Origin of the sequence: Marinobacter sp. LA51 (assembly GCF_030297175.1) — a bacterium.
In the GTDB taxonomy this organism is placed as follows: Bacteria; Pseudomonadota; Gammaproteobacteria; order Pseudomonadales; family Oleiphilaceae; genus Marinobacter; species Marinobacter apostichopi.
The window spans coordinates 1,694,204-1,712,604 of sequence record NZ_AP028070.1; the positions used below are offsets into that span (position 1 = coordinate 1,694,204).

General features: G+C 57.5%; 13 protein-coding genes. 11 read left to right on the forward strand and 2 right to left on the reverse strand.

Features of this window, described 5'->3' with window-relative positions; genetic code table 11:
• Positions 1-63 precede the first annotated feature (63 nt).
• From sucC to rluB, 6 genes are all read left to right on the forward strand, one after another.
• On the forward strand, positions 64-1,230 hold the full coding sequence (gene sucC / locus QUE89_RS07840) for an ADP-forming succinate--CoA ligase subunit beta (RefSeq protein WP_286222640.1): 1,167 nt from the start codon (positions 64-66) through the stop codon (positions 1,228-1,230).
• A complete protein-coding gene (sucD, locus tag QUE89_RS07845) occupies positions 1,230-2,102 on the forward strand; it encodes a succinate--CoA ligase subunit alpha (protein WP_041338717.1) in 873 nt (290 codons plus the stop codon). Before sucC ends, sucD begins: the two co-directional genes overlap by 1 nt.
• Positions 2,103-2,259: 157 nt before the next feature.
• A complete protein-coding gene (locus QUE89_RS07850; RefSeq protein ID WP_286222845.1) occupies positions 2,260-3,435 on the forward strand; it encodes a tryptophan--tRNA ligase in 1,176 nt (391 codons plus the stop codon).
• A 59-nt stretch (positions 3,436-3,494) separates the two neighbouring features.
• Positions 3,495-4,322: a segregation and condensation protein A gene (locus tag QUE89_RS07855; RefSeq protein WP_286222641.1), complete on the forward strand. Its 828-nt coding sequence runs from the start codon at positions 3,495-3,497 to the stop codon at positions 4,320-4,322.
• 51 nt (positions 4,323-4,373) lie between these two features.
• Positions 4,374-5,003, forward strand: coding sequence for an SMC-Scp complex subunit ScpB (gene scpB, locus QUE89_RS07860; protein WP_286222642.1), 630 nt, complete (start codon positions 4,374-4,376; stop codon positions 5,001-5,003).
• Positions 5,004-5,041: 38 nt separating this feature from the next.
• On the forward strand, positions 5,042-6,013 hold the full coding sequence (gene rluB / locus QUE89_RS07865) for a 23S rRNA pseudouridine(2605) synthase RluB (RefSeq protein ID WP_286222643.1): 972 nt from the start codon (positions 5,042-5,044) through the stop codon (positions 6,011-6,013).
• A 3-nt stretch (positions 6,014-6,016) separates the two neighbouring features.
• Here rluB and QUE89_RS07870 read toward each other — a convergent pair whose 3' ends face one another.
• The gene (locus tag QUE89_RS07870; protein WP_286222644.1) at positions 6,017-6,943 is read right to left on the reverse strand and encodes a GGDEF domain-containing protein; all 927 of its coding nucleotides are present in this window, start codon (positions 6,941-6,943) and stop codon (positions 6,017-6,019) included.
• A 289-nt stretch (positions 6,944-7,232) separates the two neighbouring features.
• Here QUE89_RS07870 and QUE89_RS07875 point away from each other — a divergent pair, with 289 nt between their 5' ends.
• The 5 genes from QUE89_RS07875 (at position 7,233) to QUE89_RS07895 (ending at position 17,704) form a co-directional block, all read left to right on the forward strand.
• On the forward strand, positions 7,233-7,916 hold the full coding sequence (locus QUE89_RS07875) for a GntR family transcriptional regulator (protein WP_286222645.1): 684 nt from the start codon (positions 7,233-7,235) through the stop codon (positions 7,914-7,916).
• A 1-nt stretch (position 7,917) separates the two neighbouring features.
• On the forward strand, positions 7,918-11,418 hold the full coding sequence (smc, locus tag QUE89_RS07880; protein ID WP_286222646.1) for a chromosome segregation protein SMC: 3,501 nt from the start codon (positions 7,918-7,920) through the stop codon (positions 11,416-11,418).
• 129 nt (positions 11,419-11,547) lie between these two features.
• Positions 11,548-12,639, forward strand: coding sequence for a cell division protein ZipA (zipA, locus tag QUE89_RS07885; RefSeq protein WP_286222647.1), 1,092 nt, complete (start codon positions 11,548-11,550; stop codon positions 12,637-12,639).
• Positions 12,640-12,712: 73 nt separating this feature from the next.
• Positions 12,713-14,746 carry an NAD-dependent DNA ligase LigA gene (ligA, locus tag QUE89_RS07890; protein WP_286222648.1) on the forward strand — a complete coding sequence of 678 codons (2,034 nt, stop codon included), beginning with the start codon at positions 12,713-12,715 and terminating at the stop codon, positions 14,744-14,746.
• A gap of 186 nt (positions 14,747-14,932) precedes the next feature.
• The gene (locus tag QUE89_RS07895; RefSeq protein WP_286222650.1) at positions 14,933-17,704 is read left to right on the forward strand and encodes a hypothetical protein; all 2,772 of its coding nucleotides are present in this window, start codon (positions 14,933-14,935) and stop codon (positions 17,702-17,704) included.
• Here the strand turns inward: QUE89_RS07895 and QUE89_RS07900 are convergent.
• Positions 17,701-18,333 (reverse strand): CBS domain-containing protein, encoded by a 633-nt coding sequence (locus tag QUE89_RS07900; RefSeq protein ID WP_286222651.1) that lies wholly within the window; start codon positions 18,331-18,333, stop codon positions 17,701-17,703. The two genes, QUE89_RS07895 and QUE89_RS07900, sit on opposite strands and share 4 nt — an antisense overlap.
• Between the last annotated feature and the right edge of the window lie 68 nt (positions 18,334-18,401).

The window sequence follows — 18,401 nt, forward strand, 5'->3', positions numbered from 1 at the left end:
CGGGGCTTGCGCGGGTTCATTTCCGTACGTGGTTATCCTCCATCAAAAAGCGGGACATTAACTATGAATTTGCATGAATATCAGGGCAAACAGCTTTTCGCTGAATATGGCCTGCCTGTATCTCAGGGCGTTGCCTGCGATACCCCTCAGGAAGCCGTAGCGGCTGCCACCGAAATCGGTGGTGACGCATGGGTTGTTAAGGCACAGGTTCACGCTGGTGGCCGTGGTAAGGCTGGCGGTGTAAAGCTGGTCAAGAGCAAAGACGAAATCCGTGAGTTCGCTGAAAAGTGGCTGGGCAAGAACCTAGTAACTTACCAGACTGACGAGAACGGCCAGCCGGTGAGCAAGATTCTGGTTGAATCCCTGACCGACATCGACCAGGAACTTTACCTGGGCGCGGTTGTGGATCGTGGTACCCGTCGTATCGTGTTCATGGCCTCCACCGAAGGTGGTGTTGAGATCGAACAGGTTGCCGAAGAAACTCCGGAAAAGATCCTGAAAGCCGAAGTTGATCCGCTGGTTGGCGCACAGCCGTACCAGGGCCGCGAGCTGGCATTCAAACTGGGTCTTGAAGGCAAGCAGATCGGTCAGTTCACCAAAATCTTCATGGGTCTGGCTAAGCTGTTTGAAGACCGTGATCTGGCGCTGCTGGAAATCAATCCTCTGGTTATCACTCCGGCCGGTGACCTGCACTGCCTGGATGCGAAGATTGGCGTAGACGGCAACGCGCTGTACCGTCAGAAGAAAGTTCACGAGATGCACGATCCTTCCCAGGAAGATTCCCGTGAAGCCGAAGCTGCCAAGTGGGAACTGAACTACGTGGCGCTGGAAGGCAACATCGGTTGCATGGTCAACGGCGCAGGCCTTGCTATGGGCACCATGGACATCATCAAGCTGTCCGGTGGCCAGCCGGCCAACTTCCTGGACGTTGGCGGCGGTGCTACCAAAGAGCGCGTTTCAGAAGCGTTCAAAATCATCCTGTCTGACGACAGCGTACAAGCCGTTCTGGTTAACATCTTCGGCGGTATCGTACGTTGCGACATGATCGCCGAAGGCATTATCGGTGCGGTTAAGGACGTGGGCGTTAAGGTTCCTGTGGTTGTTCGCCTTGAAGGCAACAACGCCGAGAAAGGCACTCAGGTACTCGCCGACAGTGGCCTGAACATCATTGCCGCCACTAGCCTGGCGGATGCCGCAGAGCAAGTCGTTAAAGCCGCAGGGGGTAAATAATGAGCATCCTGATCAATAAAGACACCAAGGTTATCTGCCAGGGCTTTACCGGCGCACAGGGTACCTTCCACTCTGAGCAAGCCATCGAGTACGGCACCAAGATGGTTGGTGGCGTAAGCCCGGGTAAGGGCGGCACTGAGCACCTGGGTCTGCCGGTGTTCAACACCGTTCGTGACGCGGTCGAGAAGACGGGCGCTGAAGCGACTGTTATCTATGTACCGGCTCCGTTCTGCAAGGACGCCATCATTGAAGCCGCGGACGCTGGCATCCAGCTGATTGTGTGCATCACTGAAGGCATCCCGACCATCGACATGCTGTACGCGAAAGAGTACGTCGATCGCAAAGGCGTTCGCATGATCGGCCCCAACTGCCCAGGTGTTATCACTCCGGGTGAATGCAAGATCGGTATCATGCCGGGCAGCATCCACAAGCCGGGCAAAGTCGGTATCGTGTCTCGTTCAGGCACCCTGACTTACGAAGCCGTCAAGCAGACCACCGACTTCGGCTACGGCCAGTCGACCTGTATCGGTATTGGTGGTGACCCGATTCCGGGCTCCAACTTCATCGACATCCTGAAGCTGCTTCAGGAAGATCCGCAGACCGAAGCCATCGTCATGATCGGTGAGATCGGCGGTACCGCTGAAGAAGAAGCCGCTGCGTTCATCAAGGAAAACGTAACCAAGCCGGTGGTTTCTTACATCGCTGGTGTTACTGCGCCTCCTGGTAAGCGTATGGGTCACGCCGGTGCGATTATCTCCGGTGGTAAGGGTACAGCAGACGAAAAGTTTGCCGCCCTGAACGACGCAGGCGTTAAAACCGTGCGTAGCCTGGCCGAAATCGGCAAGGCTCTGAAGGAAGTAACTGGCTGGTAAGTCGGTCTTCTTTCCTGAAACCCCCGTTTCTGCCCTGCAGAGCGGGGGTTTTTTATTTATAATGCCGGGTCGCATGTCTTATGATGGCGGTCCAAAAACAAATTGAGGAGTTCGTGCTTTGAGTTCTGTAGATTCCCAGCAAAGGGTTCTGTCCGGCATGCGTCCGACCGGCAAGCTACATCTCGGTCATTATCACGGTGTGCTTAAAAACTGGGTGAAACTCCAGCACGAGTTCGAGTGCTTCTTCTTCGTGGCCGACTGGCACGCGCTAACCACTGAATACGATAACCCTGCCGGCATTGAGCAAAGTGTCTGGGACATGGTTATCGACTGGCTGGCCGCGGGCGTCAATCCAGGTTCGTCAACGATGTTTATCCAGTCCCAAGTGCCTGAGCACGCGGAGCTGCACCTGTTGTTGTCGATGATTACGCCACTTGGCTGGCTGGAGCGGGTGCCCACCTTCAAGGACCAGCAGGAGAAGCTCAGGGAAAAGGATCTCGCGACGTACGGATTCCTGGGATACCCCTTGCTGCAGAGTGCCGACATTCTGGTCTACCGGGCCGGCAAGGTTCCAGTCGGTGCGGATCAGGTCTCCCATGTCGAGATTACCCGGGAAATTGCGCGCCGCTTCAATCACATCTATGGCCGTGAGCCAGGATTTGAGGAGCAGGCCGAAGGCGCCATCGTCAAGATGGGGAAAAAGAACGCCAAGCTGTATCGCAACCTCAAGCGGCGCTATCAGGAAGAGGGCGATCTGGAGGCACTGGAAACTGCCCGTGCCTTGCTCAAGGAACAGCAGAATATTTCCCTGGGTGATCGCGAGCGGCTGTACGGCTACATCGAAGGTGGCGGCAAGGTCATTCTGCCAGAGCCGCAGCCATTGCTGACGCCGGAATCCAAGATGCCGGGGCTGGACGGTCAGAAGATGTCCAAGTCCTACAACAACTACATCGGTCTGCGGGAAGAGCCGGACAGTGTCGCCCAGAAGATCCGCACTATGCAGACCGATCCCCAGCGGGTGCGCAGAACCGATCCGGGCGATCCGGAAAAGTGCCCGGTTTGGGAGATGCACAAGATCTATTCTGACGCGGATACCCAGGATTGGGTTCAGCACGGCTGTCGGAGTGCCGGCATTGGCTGCCTGGATTGCAAAAAACCGCTGATCGACTCCATTGTCGAGGAGCAGCGCCCACTGCATGAACGCGCTCGCGAGTACGAAAGCAACCCGGACCTGGTGCATTCAATCCTTCAGGAAGGCCGAGAGCATGCACGTGATGCGGCCCGCGATACACTCGAGGAAGTAAGGGCGGCAATGGGGCTGCATTACCGTTAAGCGGCCTGTTCAGGTGTGACGGTCAGGGCAGTAAGGTGCTCCCAGAGGAGAGAGTGGTGATGGACGACAGCGCAGCTACGCCAGTGGCCGACGAGGAAGTGACGCCCGAGCAGTCGCCGCTTGCTCGGGTTTCCGGCAAGCCCGTCGTCGATCTGCCCAAAGATCTTTACATACCGCCCGACGCCCTTGCGGTGTTCCTGGAGGCCTTCGAAGGGCCTTTGGATCTGCTGCTTTATCTGATTCGGCGCCAGAACATGGACATCCTGAACGTCGATGTCAGCGAAATTACCCGCCAATACATGGATTACATTGGGGCCGTCGAGGCCATGCGCTTCGAATTGGCTGCCGAGTACCTGGTGATGGCGGCGACGCTGGCCGAGATCAAATCGCGCATGTTGCTGCCGCGACAGGAGAGTGAAGACGACGATGAGGTGGATCCCCGGGCCGAGCTGATCCGTCGTTTGCAGCAATATGAGCGGTTTAAGCAGGCGGCCGAGGATATCGACGAGCTGCCACGCCTTGAACGAGACAACTTTAACGCCTCGGCAGCGCTGCCGAAGTTGCCCTCGAGCCAGCCGCATCCGGACGTTGATTTGCGGGAAATGCTGCTGGCCTTGCAGGGTGTGCTCCAGCGTGCCGATCTGTTCACCAGTCACCATGTTGAGCGGGAAAAGTTGTCCACTCGCGAGCGCATGTCGGCAATTCTGTCGGTATTGCGGGACGATCATTTTGTCACGTTCGAGAGCCTGTTTACTCCGGAAGAGGGCAAACTGGGCGTGGTGGTGTCGTTCCTGGCGACCCTGGAGCTGGTAAAGGAACAGCTGATTGAAGTGGTTCAGGCCGAGGTGCTGGGGCCAATCCATGTTAGAGCCCGGGCGGCGAGCTGATGGTGCCCGCAGGCTGTTTTCTGAGAGACGTGTGGAGTACGGGTCACCGTTATGAATGAAGAGCATCTGTTACGTATCCAGGCGATTGCCGAAGCGGCTCTGTTGGCAGCCGGCAAACCGTTGTCGCTGGACCAGTTGCGAGAGCTGTTCACAGAGGATGAGCGGCCGGCGCGGCAGGTTATGGAGCATGTCATGATGCTGCTGGAATCCGCGTGCGAGAATCGCGGCTTTGAGTTGAAGAAGGTTGCCAGTGGTTACCGTCTCCAGATCCGCGAAGAGTACGCGCCCTGGGTCGGCCGTCTGTTTGAGGAAAGGCCCCAGCGCTATTCTCGGGCATTGTTGGAAACCCTGGCGCTGATCGCTTATCGCCAACCCATTACCCGGGGTGAAATTGAAGATATCCGGGGCGTTACGGTAAGCAGCAATATCATTCGCACGCTGCTTGAGCGAGAGTGGGTTCGCGTCGTCGGGCACCGGGATGTACCAGGGCGGCCCGCTATGTACGCGACGACCAAGCAGTTCCTCGATTATTTCAATCTCAGTGGCCTGGATCAGTTGCCACCGTTATCGGATGTGCGGGACCTTGAAGAAATCGGGCGCGAGATTGAAAAGAACATGCAGGCGGAAATAGAGTTTGAGTCGCCGAAAGACGACGACAAGAACGAGCAGACACTTCACTGAGACCGCTACGGTCTCGGTCAGTAACTAAGGATTTATACATGGGTTCACAACGCCCAAAGAAAGCCGCTAAACCAGCGGTCGACGCAGTCAGCGATGCTGGTCCTGAGCGCATCCAGAAGCTTCTGGCGCGGGCTGGTGTAGGGTCGCGGCGTGAAATTGAAGGCTGGATGGAGGCCGGGCGCCTGACTGTGAATGGCCATGCGGTCTCGCCCGGGCAGAAAGCGACGGTTCAGGACCAGTTTGAGCTTGATGGCAAGCGCCTCGATGTCTCCGGCGCTGCCGAGGTTGTTCGTCGGGTTCTGATTTATAACAAGCCTGAGGGTGAGGTCACCACCCGCAAGGATCCGGAAGGTCGGCCGACGGTGTTCGATCGATTGCCCCGTCTCAAGGACCACCGCTGGATTTCCATTGGTCGCCTGGACATCAACACCACCGGCCTGGTGCTATTCACCACCGATGGCGAGCTGGCCAATCGATTGATGCACCCATCCAGCCAGATTGACCGTGAATACGCGGTACGCATCTTTGGTGAGGTGGATGACGCCATGGTTGAGCGCCTGATGCAGGGCGTGTTGTTGGAAGATGGCATGGCCAAGTTCACCGACATCAGCCCGGCGGGTGGCAGTGGCATGAACCGCTGGTTCCACGTGACGCTGCTCGAAGGGCGTAACCGGGAAGTCCGCCGTCTCTGGGAATCCCAGGGTGTGAAGGTGAGTCGCCTGAAGCGGGTTCGCTATGGGCCGGTTTTTCTTCCCAGCCGATTGACTCTGGGCAAGTGGGAAGAGCTGGATCAGAAAGCCGTGGACTCCCTGAGCCGCACGGTTGGTTTGAACGCGCTCGCCATTCCGCAGAAAACGCCCAGTGAGAAAGCGGCTCAGGATCGGCAGCGCCGAAAAAGTCCTGCCAGAAATCAGAAACGCAGTGGCAGTCGCTGGCAGGTAAGCGACTCTCGGCCAGCGAAATCTTCAGTAAAGGCTACTGCTCCCAAGCGCAAGCCGGTTAAGAAGTAGGCCTCAGCCGATAGTTGCGAATACCTGAGTGCAGTTTCTGCCGGAGCGTTTGGCGTGATACAGGGCATCATCTGCCCGCGCCAGCCATTGTTCCGGCGTTTCGTTGCCCAGATGCGTAGCAACACCGCAACTCGCTGTTACCGAGAGCTTACCGTCTCCGCAGTCAACACGGATGTTGGCAATGGCCTTCCGAATTCTGTCTGCGACATCCCGTGCATCCTGATCAGAGGTGTGCGGGAGCACAATGGCAAATTCCTCTCCTCCGAACCGGTAGACACTGTCTGACGTCCTGAGAGCCCGTTCAATGGTTTCTGCGGCCTGCTGCAGGAGGTGGTCGCCAACCACATGGCCGTGGTTGTCGTTGACCTTCTTGAAATGGTCCAGGTCGCACAGAATCAGCGAGTAGCATTCGTCGTGACGGGCAGACAGTTGGCTCGCCCTTAATAGATTGTCGTCCAGAGCGCGCTTGTTCGGGATGCCGGTCAGAGAGTCGGTCAATGCCGCCTGCTCGATGGTAAGGAACTGGCAGGCATTGCGCAGAGGGCAGATAGCCGCGCCCAATATGGTTTCGACTCCCTCCAGTTCCTCCTCAGAGAATTTCTTGCGCCGGTAAAGGGAAAGAGTGCCGTAGGAAACGCCCTCTAGGTTAAGACGGTACTCGCACTTGTGCTGACCACCCAGGCCCGAGGCAAATACGAAATCCTGGCGGGCAATCCGATGCCGGTAGTTCAGTGAATCAAAGGGTACGGTTTCCCCGAGCTCGTCAGCGACAATGCCGAGCTGGGTTTCCAGTGAAAGCGTTGTGGACAACCGCCGGGTCAGGCGTGAGAGCACATCAGGGGTGTTGGTCCAGTCCTTCTGCGCCTGTCTCAATTCCGCCAACTTGTGGGGCTGAGCGATGGATCGTTCGATGGAAGGTATCTGTTTCACTGGTGTTCACTCTGTCCGTGGAATTTGCGCTAATCTGACCAGTTCAAAGCAGAACCTATGCCAAAATGTTTAACGTCAATAAAAACAGACTTTTAGCTCTTGCATTTGATCCTTCATGTCGCTCCTTGCCAACGTTAATCTGAAGTGGCGTCAAATTACCGGCAGGCCTTTGCCGCCTGAGCCGAGGATTGAAATCGAAATGTCAGGTGAGGGCATTGGGCTGGCGGACGCCTGTGATAAACTGCTGCGCTTGTACCTATGCCGTCTGTAGAAGTGAGCGACTATCTTTATGAGGTTCCAGGCCCCGGAAAGTCTGTCTGAACAAATCGCCCAGCACCTGGGGCAACGGATCATTACTCGAGATCTTGAGCCTGGAGAGCGTATTCAGGAGCTCAAGGTTGCCGGAGATCTCAATGTCAGTCGTGGCTCCGTGCGTGAAGCCCTTCTGATTCTCCAGCGTCGCCACCTGATCAACATCTACCCACGTCGTGGCGCGGTGGTTTCGAATTTAACGCCTGAGAGCGTCAACAGCCTTTACGACATCTATATTGATCTGCTGTGCATGCTCGGGCGCAAAGTGCTGGAGCGCTGGTCCGGCAAGGAATTAGGCGGGGTAATGGGGCAGGTCAGCGAGCTGCAAGCGGTGATTGCAGCGATGAATTCGACGGGTACCGATGCTGCCGAAAAAGTCATCGACGCTGGTTTCGGTGTCATGCGGTACGCCTACAAGCTCGTCGAGAACCCGTTTCTGGAAGAAACCCTGGAAAACTTTCGTCCGGCCATCAGCCGTACCTATTTTGTCGCCCTGGAGCATTTCCGGGGCGAGATCGGTGAAACCGCGACCTTTTTCCGTCAGTTGGCCGATGCCGCCGTCAACGATGACGTGGTCCGTCTGCAGTCGGTCATCGAGTCCTTCGGTGAGCACCAGCGCAAGCAGGTACTGACCATTCTCAGGGATGAGGAGAACACCTGATATGCGTCTGAAATCCATCAAGCTGGCTGGTTTCAAGTCCTTTGTTGACCCAACCACTGTGCCGTTCCCATCCAACATGACTGCCGTGGTGGGGCCTAACGGCTGTGGCAAATCCAATATTATCGATGCCGTTCGCTGGGTGATGGGTGAAAGTTCCGCCAAGTACCTGCGCGGCGAATCCATGACCGACGTTATCTTCAATGGCTCCAGTGCTCGCAAGCCTGTCGGTCAGGCTTCCATTGAACTGGTCTTTGATAACAGCGACGGCTCGGCTCCGGGCGAGTTTGTCAGCTTCAACGAAATTTCCGTGCGCCGCCGTGTCTCCCGCGAAGGCCAGTCCGATTACTTCCTGAATGGCTCCAAGTGCCGGCGCCGTGATATTACCGATCTGTTCCTCGGTACGGGTCTGGGTCCCCGTAGCTACGCCATCATCGAGCAGGGCATGATTTCCCGCCTGATCGAGGCCAAGCCAGAAGAGCTCCGGATTTACATTGAGGAAGCGGCTGGCATCTCCAAGTACAAGGAACGCCGCCGGGAAACGGAAAACCGCATCCGGCGCACCCAGGAAAACCTGGAACGCCTGACTGACCTGCGGGACGAGTTGGGGCGACAGTTGCAGCACCTGGAACGTCAGGCTGCGGCGGCTGAAAAGTACAAGGCCTACAAGCACGAAGAGCGTCAGAAAAAAGCCGAGCTCACGGTCTTGCGTTGGCAGACCCTCGATAATGATCTGCAAAACTGGCGCAGTAAAATCCGTGACACAGAGCTTGAGCTGGAAAAACGGCTCACCGAGCGCGTTAACCTGGAAACCTCGATGGAATCCCTGCGGGACAACCATCTGGATCGAACAGAGCACTTTAACAAGGCCCAGGCTCGTTATTACGAGGCCGGTGCGGATATTGCCCGGATTGAACAGAGCCTTGAACATCAGCGTGAACGTAGCCGCCAGACGGCCGCGGAGCTGGACCAGGCCATGGCCAATCAACGGGAACTGGCCCGGGAATTGGAACAGGATGAGAGCCGGCTGGCCGGCATCCAGGAAGAGCTCGATATGATCGAGCCAGAACAGGAAGCCCTCGCGCTTCGCTCCGAAGAGTCGGGTGAAGAACTGCAGATGGCGGAGGACGCCATGAGCGAGTGGCAGCAACAGTGGGAGGACTTCAGCGGTCGCTCCTCCGATGCCCGTCGTCAGGCCGAGCTATCGCAATCCCGTATTCGTTCTCTGGAAGATGCCATCGAGCAACTGCGGAACCGATACCGCAAGCTGGAAGACGAGCAGGCACTGCTGGACGGCCAGATGGATCGGGCTGAACTGGAGGAGTTGCTCGAGCAGCAGGAAACTCTGGAGCTCCAGCGTGAAGAGGCGTCCGAACGCATCGCAACCATCCAGGAGAATCTTTACGAGGCCCGCCAGAATCAGCGTGAGGCAGAGCAGGCCGCCGCCGAGGATCGTCAAAAGGTGCAGAGTCTGCGGGCTTCGCTGGAATCGCAGCAGGCCTTGCTGGATGAGCAGTTAGGCGGCCAGGACGATGCATTACAGGGCTGGTTGTCCGAGCATGGCCTGACCGACTCGCCCCGCGTGGCTGGAAAGCTGAGTATCGAGAATGGCTGGGAATTCGCGGTCGAGCAGGTCATCGGCCGATTCACCCACGGACTGGCGCTGCCCGGCATCGAAGACCTCTCGGCGGCCATGGCGTCCGCTCCGAAAGGTCTCGCCCTGGTGAATTCCGTCGAGCAACAACCAGCCGAGTTTAGCGGCGATAGATTGGCTGCCAAGGTTTCCGGGCTGCCGGCTGTTTCCTCGCTGATGGCCGGAATTAAGACCGTTGAGACGCTGGATCACGCCCTCGAGCTTCGAGCGTCCCTGACTGACGGTGAAAGTGCGATTACGCCCGAAGGTGTGTGGGTATCCCGCGACTGGCTGCTTATGCCGGATTCGGAGGCGGGACAGGTTGGTGTTATTGAGCGTCAGAAAAAGGTCAGTGAATTAACCGAACAGCTGGCCCAGGCCGAGGAATCTCTGGAACTGACGAGCGATCGGCTCGACAGCCTGCAGGAGCGCGCCGAGCGAGCGGAGGCGGAGCGTGATGACGCCCAGGCCAGTTTGAGCGATGCCGAACGCGAATTGAGTGGTTTGTCGTCTCGGATCAGCGGCCTCAGGGCCAGGGCGGAACAGATCGATGCCCGGTTGAAGAGTATTCGCGAAGACCTGTCCGACGTGTCCCTGAACCTTGAAGATCGGGAAGAGAGCTTGCAGGGTGCCCGGGAAGAATGGCAGCAGGCTCTGGCTTCCAGCGAGGACAGTGATGAGGAAAAAGAACGCTTGTTGGAGCAACGGGACAGTCTGCGGGAAAATCTGGACCGGCTCCGGCACGATGCCCGTCATGACCGCGATCATGCCCACCAACTGCAACTACAGCTGCAGTCTTTGCATAGCCAGCGCGATGGCCTGAAGCAGACCATCGAGCGAATGCAGATGCAGAAGGAGCGCATTGAAGAGCGCCTGGAAATACTTCGGGAATCGCGCGAAAGCGCGGAAGAGCCCATCGAAGATTTACAGATGCAACTGGAAGGGTTGTTGGATCGTCGTCTGGCGGAAGAGGAAAAGTTGGGCGGTGCCCGGGACGCGCTCGAGGAAATCGATCGAGAAGTGCGGGACAAGGAGCAGGGCCGCAGTCGGGTTGATCATCAGATCCAGGATGTTCGCTCGAGCCTCGAAAAACTGAAGATGGAATCCCAGGCCCTGGAAATCCGCTCTGGTAACCACATCGAACAGTTGAAAGAGCTGGATGTGAAGCTGCAGGACATTCTGGAGCAGCTGCCCGAAGGCGCCAATGAAAAGGATTGGGCCGAGGAGCTCGAAAAGATCGGCAATCGCATCCAGCGCCTGGGTGCCATCAACCTTGCTGCCATCGAGGAATACCAGGTCCAGAGCGAGCGCAAGACCTACCTCGACAGCCAAAACGACGATTTGATGGAGGCGCTGGAGACTCTGGATAATGCCATCCGGAAGATTGACCGGGAGACCCGTCAACGCTTCAAGGAGACCTTTGACCAGGTCAACAGCGGTTTGCAGGCGCTATTCCCGAAAGTGTTCGGCGGCGGTAACGCCTATCTGGAGTTGACCGGTGAAGACCTGCTGGAAACTGGTGTTACCATCATGGCGCGCCCGCCGGGCAAGAAGAACAGTACTATTCATCTCCTGTCTGGTGGGGAGAAAGCCCTGACCGCGATTGCCCTGGTGTTCTCGATCTTCCAGCTCAATCCGGCGCCGTTCTGTATGCTCGACGAGGTCGACGCACCGCTGGATGACGCCAACGTTGGCCGCTACGCCAATATGGTCAAAGAGATGTCGAAACAGGTGCAGTTCATCTACATTACCCACAACAAGATCGCCATGGAGCTAGGGGATCAGTTAATGGGGGTAACCATGCATGAACCGGGTTGTTCGCGACTGGTTTCGGTGGATGTGGAAGAAGCTGCGGCATTGGCGGAAGCCTGAATGCCGTAACTGGACAGAAAACCGTCAAGGATGACAATAACGCCATCTGGCCCGCCTGTGCGTTGTATTCGCAACAGGCTTTTCTTAGAGTAACAGTGTTACCCGATCCGCAAACAGGACAGCAGGACTATGTCACTTAGGGAATGGTTAATCGCCATAGGTACCCTCGTCATTATTGGTATTGTCATTGACGGAATCCGCCGCGTCCGGCGCGCCCGCAAGGAATCCCTGGCCATCTCCTCCGGCATGGGGGTCGACGACCTTGAGGAGTCGCCATTGGACGAGCATCACAACCCAGAACTACCGAATGGTGGTGCCCGTACGATTTCTCGGGATACTCTCGAAGAGCGCGGCTACGTGAAGCCCGAGCGCTCCGGTCGTTTTGGCTCGCCAAAACCCAAGCCGACACGTCCCGTTACTGCGTCGGCCAGCACTCCGGCAAGTGAAAACCCGGCCAGTGAAGCCGATGATCCGTCCTGGGCCTCCGGTTTTTCCGCCCATGACGAAGCAGACGCCGCCGTCGATACTGGCTGGGGTGCGAACGATGAGCATCTGACTGATGATGACCTTAGGCAGGAAGAGTCTTGGGTTGAGAAAGATGCCGAGAAAGAGGCCGAGAAAGACACTGACCACGAGTCTGCGATTGAGGAAGCCGAGCCAGGCCAGCATCGGGAACCCGAAGATTCGGTACCGCCGACGGTCACCACCGAAGTGGAAGAAGATACCGCTCGCCGGGGCCCGGCGGAGTCCAACCACGGCCAGCCGCTTGCCGGCGCCAACCGTCCTGAAGCCCGGGAGGTCATCGTAATCAATGTGTTGGCTCGTTCCGGTGATGATTTCAGTGGAACGGCTCTGAAAAACCTGTTTGAGGCCTGCGGCCTTGAATTGGGCGATATGGACATCTATCACCGGCATGAAACGACCGATACCATCAGTCCGGTTCAATTCAGTGTTGCCAATGCGGTTGAACCGGGCACCTTCAGGCCAAAGGACATACCCGGGATGACCACACCGGGTATCAGCTTCTTCATGAGCATGCCGGGACCCTCGAATTCGCTTCAGGCGTTCGAGTTTATGCTCGAAACGGCCCAATGCGTGGTTCGTAACCTGGGTGGTGAACTCAAAGACGAGCGGCGCAGTGTAATGACGCCTCAAACCATTGAGCACTGCCGTCAGCGGATCCGTGAATTTGACCGAAAGCAACGTTCCCAGCGGGTTTAACGCAGGGCGACAGAATAACGAATGATGCCCGGAGTGTTCCGGGCATTTTTTTGACAGTTGAGAGCGCAACCCCATGAGTAAAGCCACGCCCGAGGTTATCCAGCGGGTCGAAGAACTCCGGTCTTTGATTGAAGAGCACAACTACCACTATTACGTGCTGGACGATCCAAGCATTCCGGATGCCGAGTACGATCGGCTGTTCCGTGAATTGCAGACCCTGGAGGCGGAGTATCCCGAGCTGGCCTCGGACGATTCGCCGTCACGGCGGGTGGGGAGCAGTGCTGAAACCAGTTTCGAAGAGATTGTTCACCGCATTCCCATGTTGTCGCTGGACAATGCCTTCAGTGAGGACGAGTTGCGTGATTTTGATCGCCGCGTGCGCGAGCGCTTGGACGCCGCGGAAGACATCGAGTATGTCTGTGAGCCTAAGCTCGATGGCCTTGCGGTCAGCCTGCACTATGAGCAGGGCCGGTTGACAAAAGCGGCGACCCGGGGTGACGGCTATGCCGGCGAAGACATCACCGCGAACATCCGCACCATCCCGTCGGTACCTCTGAAACTCAGGGGCGAGGGCGTTCCCGACCTGGTTGAGGTCCGGGGTGAGGTGTACATGCCCAAGGCCGGGTTCGACAAGCTAAACAAGCGGCTGGCGGATCAGGGGGAGAAAACGTTCGTAAATCCCCGAAATGCGGCGGCGGGAAGTCTGCGTCAGAAAAAATCCACTATTACGGCGAAGCGACCGCTGGAGATGTGTGCCTACAGCGTGGCGGTCGTTGATGAGCGAGATCTACCGGACAATCACTGGGCTGGACTGCAGCAGGTGAAAAGCTGGGGCTTTCGCATCAACCCCGAGATGCGCAAGGCCCGTGGCGTCGAGGAGTGCCTCCAGGCCTACACCGAACTCATGGAAAAGCGCGATTCGCTGCCTTATGAAATTGATGGCATCGTATTCAAGGTCGATCGGCTGGATCTGCAACAAAAGCTCGGTTTTGTGTCCCGGGCACCGCGCTGGGCCATCGCGCATAAGTTCCCGGCGCAGGAAGAACTTACCGTTATCGAAGATGTTGAATTCCAGGTTGGCCGTACGGGTGCCGTTACCCCGGTGGCGCGCCTTAAGCCAGTCTTTGTCGGGGGTGTGACCGTAAGCAATGCCACCCTGCATAACATGGACGAGATTCGACGCCTCGATGCCCATATCGGCGATACCGTTTTCATACGGCGAGCCGGTGACGTCATTCCCCAGGTAGTTAAAGTGGTGCCGGAGAAGCGACCTGAAAACGCTCGCGAGGTCGTCCTGCCTGAGCATTGCCCGGTGTGTGGCTCCGATGTCATCCAGATTGAGGGCGAAGCGGTCGCCCGTTGCTCCGGCGGGCTTTATTGCCCGGCCCAGCGCAAGGAGGCCATCCGCCACTACGCCTCCCGCAAAGCGCTCGACATCGAGGGCCTGGGTGATAAGTGGATCGATATTCTGGTTGGTCACGAACTGGTGGAAACCGTTGCCGACCTCTACCGCTTGAAGAAGCGGGATCTCGTTGGTCTCGAGCGCATGGGTGACAAGTCAGCCAGCAATCTGATCGCGGCCATTGACCGGTCCCGTCAGCCGGTGCTGTGGAAATTCCTGTACGCCCTCGGCATCCGTGAGGTGGGTGAGGCCACGGCCAAATCACTGGCGTCGTTCTTCGGCACGCTTGAGGCGATAGCCTGCGCTGATGAAGAGACGTTGCAGTCGGTGCCTGATGTCGGACCCATCGTCGCAGGGCATATTCGCAGTTTCTTCGAGCAACCCCACAACCAGGAAACCCTGGCGGCTTTGAAGGATGCAGGCGTGCAATGGCAGGAAGAGGTCGTTGAAGAATCGGAGAAGCCGCTGCAGGGCGAGACCTGGGTGCTTACCGGAACCCTATCTGAGATGACCCGAGACGAAGCCAAGGAGAAGCTGGAAAGCCTTGGCGCCAAGGTGTCCGGCAGTGTCTCCAAGAAAACTGCGTGTGTGGTGGCTGGTGAGGCGGCTGGCTCCAAGCTCGCCAAGGCCGAGCAGCTTGAAGTGCCAGTGCTGGACGAGGCCGGGTTGCTGGATTTGTTGAAGCAACATGGACTGGACGCCTAGACAAATCCTTAACCAGAATTAGCGCTGGCCAGAAGGGACCCTGGCTGGCGGAAAAATCTGAGAACTCGCGCAGATCGCCTGTACCGCAAATTGGCTACCATGGCGTTGTTCTGTAACGGAGTGTAAGTGGGCTTTCAATCGAGAGCCAGGGCACCCGATAACAACAACGTTAAAACGGATTTTTCCATGCGCGCCGATTTAGTCTCCCGCACTGGTTCCGCCAGCCGCCTCCTTGTGACGCTCGTTCTTGCTTCGGCCCTGATGGCCTGCAAGACCGAAAAAGACCCCGACGACCCCACCATTATTGGAGTGCCTCCGGCAGAGGCCTATCTCGGCGTAGAGTACTACTACAACTTCGGCGCCTATGGCGGCGAGGACATTCTCGATTACACCCTTACCAACGCGCCATCCTGGCTTGCCCTCGAAGATACCAGCAATAAGGCCCGCCAGGGCATCATCATGCGAGGCGTCCCCGGGCTTAGTGGGGGCAGTCGGGGCGAAGCGGATCTGGGGCGTCAGCTGGGTATCAACCTCGTCAGCACCGACGGGGGCATGTCGGGTGTGCAACCGTTTGATATCGAGGTTAAGTACAATGCGCTATCGCTTGAGAACGACACCTTCACGGAGGGGCAGAGCTCCGATAGTGGAGCCGACACCGACGAAGAGCCGGAAGAGAACGACGAGTTTTGTGACGTTCCGAAGCTGGGTACCCCGGGGGAACACAGTTTTACCGTAAACCAGTACGCTGAAGATGGTTCGGTTTCCGGCACCAAGACCATCACTGCCGAAACCCAGCCGGTTCTGGTGCGAGTGCTGCTCGATCAACCATCCGTCACCCGGGTGGCGGTGGCCTTTGAACTCACGTCCGAGTACAACCCGGCCAGCTGCGACAAGGATCCCGATACCAATTACCTTCCGCCCCATCAGCGTTGTGACCACAGTAAGGCGAACGAGGCCGATGCCACCGTCGGTCATGACATAGTCGCGCTGGGCAGCAACAGTCAAACCCGTCTGGAAGAGCTGGATTACCTTGTCTATCAGCAGGACGAGTCCGGTACCTATACCCGTGGTGTAGTAACGCTGGAACCGGGCATTACCGAGTGCTATATACGCCTGGAAGTCATTGACGATTCTTTCCCGGAGAAGCAGGAAACTGCCAAGCTCAAGCTCACTGAAGTTCGTTCCGGGCTGGCGGGACTGGGCCCCAATAACAAAGAAGCCGATACCTCTCTGAAAATTGATGACAACGAGCCTCTGGTAAGCATTCAGACCGAAGATGGGGGCGCGCGAGATGCCTTGAACGTTGGCGATGCACGAGAGTACCTGGCGGTGCTGACGGGTGACAGGGACGAGGTGATTCGGGCCAGATTTCAGGAAACTAAGGAGTCCGATGTAGAGCTGGGGGCTGGTGTAGTTACCGAACGCTGGATTAATGGCCGTTGGTCGCCTTCCGATGAGCTGGAGTTTCCTGTTGGCGTCAACGAAGTCAGGTTCCGCATCCGGGTTCCGGATGGTAGCTACTCCAACCCGGAATTGGACGACCGCTTCCTCCTGCTCGGCCTGGATCAGAAGTATCAGGCAGGCCGGGAAAACTACGCTCGTGTGGCTGACGACAGTATTTTGAGAGTGAGCTTTAATGAGCAGGTTAAAGCACTTGCGTTGAACAAATCCGACGGCTTTGTCGCGACCGACCTCGATGTATCCCACCAGGGGCGGGTCTTCGTCGCCGGTTATGACAGTCTCAACAGCGATCGTGTGCGGGTCAGGGTTTACGATCAGAAAGGCAGTGAACTGCAGGATATTCTGATTTCCAACCCCAGCGACACGCTGTCACAGCCAAAGCCGCTGATTGCCACCGTCAAGCGAGAGGTAGCCAAGGATAAAGGCAAGGTCGACCGCTTCGAATTTGTTGTCTCCTACAGCACGGATTCCGCCGTGGCGGGCACCGTCGCCCAGGGTGGAGAGGATATTGTGACGACCAGGTACGGGTTTGATGAGGAGTCCAATGGTGGTGAGTATGTTGCGAACTGGACCATTCGAACCGGCACCAGTGCCGACGACCAGGTGCGATCGGTGCACATGAATTCCGACAGTGGTTACGTGCTGATCGCCGGGGAAACCGGGGGAACCTGGCCCAAACAAACGAACGCCGGTGGTACGGACAGCTTCCTGCAACGCATCGATACGGAGCTGGATGGCGCCAACGAAGTGCCGAAGGTTGCCTGGACTCGCCAGGTCGGTTCGTCAGCCAACGAGTCTGTGGTCGGCGCCGCTCCCCGCTCTGTGGCGCCTCTGCTCTTCGGGTCCGTGGCTGGTTCGGTGAATGGCGAGCCGGCATTGGGAGGGGTAGATGCTTTCTATTACAGCACCACCTCAGGCGAGCGCGGGCTAGCCGTGTTCCAAGTCGGCTCCCAGGACGATGATCCGCTCACTGATGCTATCTACGAAAGTAATCAAATGTGGCTACTCGGCACTACGGCCGGCAGCTATCGGCTGCTGAAAGACGAGGACGGCAACCGCAGCCTGGAGCGTGGGCTCCTGGATAGTCAGGCGGGCTTTCTTTTGGCTTACACCACTACCGGTCTGATCAGGCGGGCGTTCACCCTCAACGATGATGGCGATCAATGGAATGACCGCCTCAGGGTATTGATGGCGTTTGACGACGATATGGTCACCAGTGGGGTCACGGACGGTGGGTTCGATGGGGAAACAGCCGTGGTCAGCGGCGATCAGGGTATTTTAGCCAGGGTATCCCTGGTTGAAGAAGATGCAGAATCGGATAGCGCGGAAAAGCCCTACAAGAACGAATGGCGTTACCAGTTGCCTGAAGGAGACTCCGAGATTGTCGCCCTGGCCAATTATCGCGATGATGAAATCGCGGCTCTGACGCGCGTTGGCAGTGATTGGTTAGTGCTGGTGTTCAGTCCGGAGGGCCAGCTGCTTTCAGCGCTGGACTAAACCGCACCCTCATGCCTGCTGGCGCTGGCATAAAGCCTCAGGTAATCCGTGCTGGTCACGATGCCTGAGGCTTCCCCGTTCGAGTCCACCACCAGGGCAGCATTTAACTGGTGTGCAAGCATCAGTCTGGCCAGTTGATGGGCGTCGGTTTCCGGCGACGCGGTGAGAAACGCAGGCAGTTCCATATGGACCAGGTTCTGGTCGAAGGCGTTGGCGCGATTGCGGTGCAACCAATCGAGAAGCCAACGGAGATCAACCAGGCCTGCAATATTGTCTTCCGCTGTGATGACCAGGTGGTGCACGCCGTGTTCTTCCATGAGTGCCATGGCATTCGAGATGGTGGACGTGGCCGGCACCGAGTACAGGGCGGGGGAGCAGATCATCGATACCGGCAGGTAAGCCCGTTCCGCCCGGGGTTCGCCTGCGGCAGTAGCACCATACTCTTCCAGCGCCCGATGGCGTCCCGAGTTGGCAGCCTGCTGGAATTCCGCATCGGTTGCCTCGCTGTGGCTGGCATTGATCGCGTGGCCTTCTGTCAGTTCCGTTACATTGTCCACACGCCGTGCCCGGAAGGCTTCCGGAAGGCGGGTCCCTATAGGACGGCCTGGCTCACTGACGAAGATGGACATGAAGCGGAATCCTCAAATTTTGTACTGGCGTTATTCGCCTATCGGCCGAGAGGCCCTTTTCTGTAGTT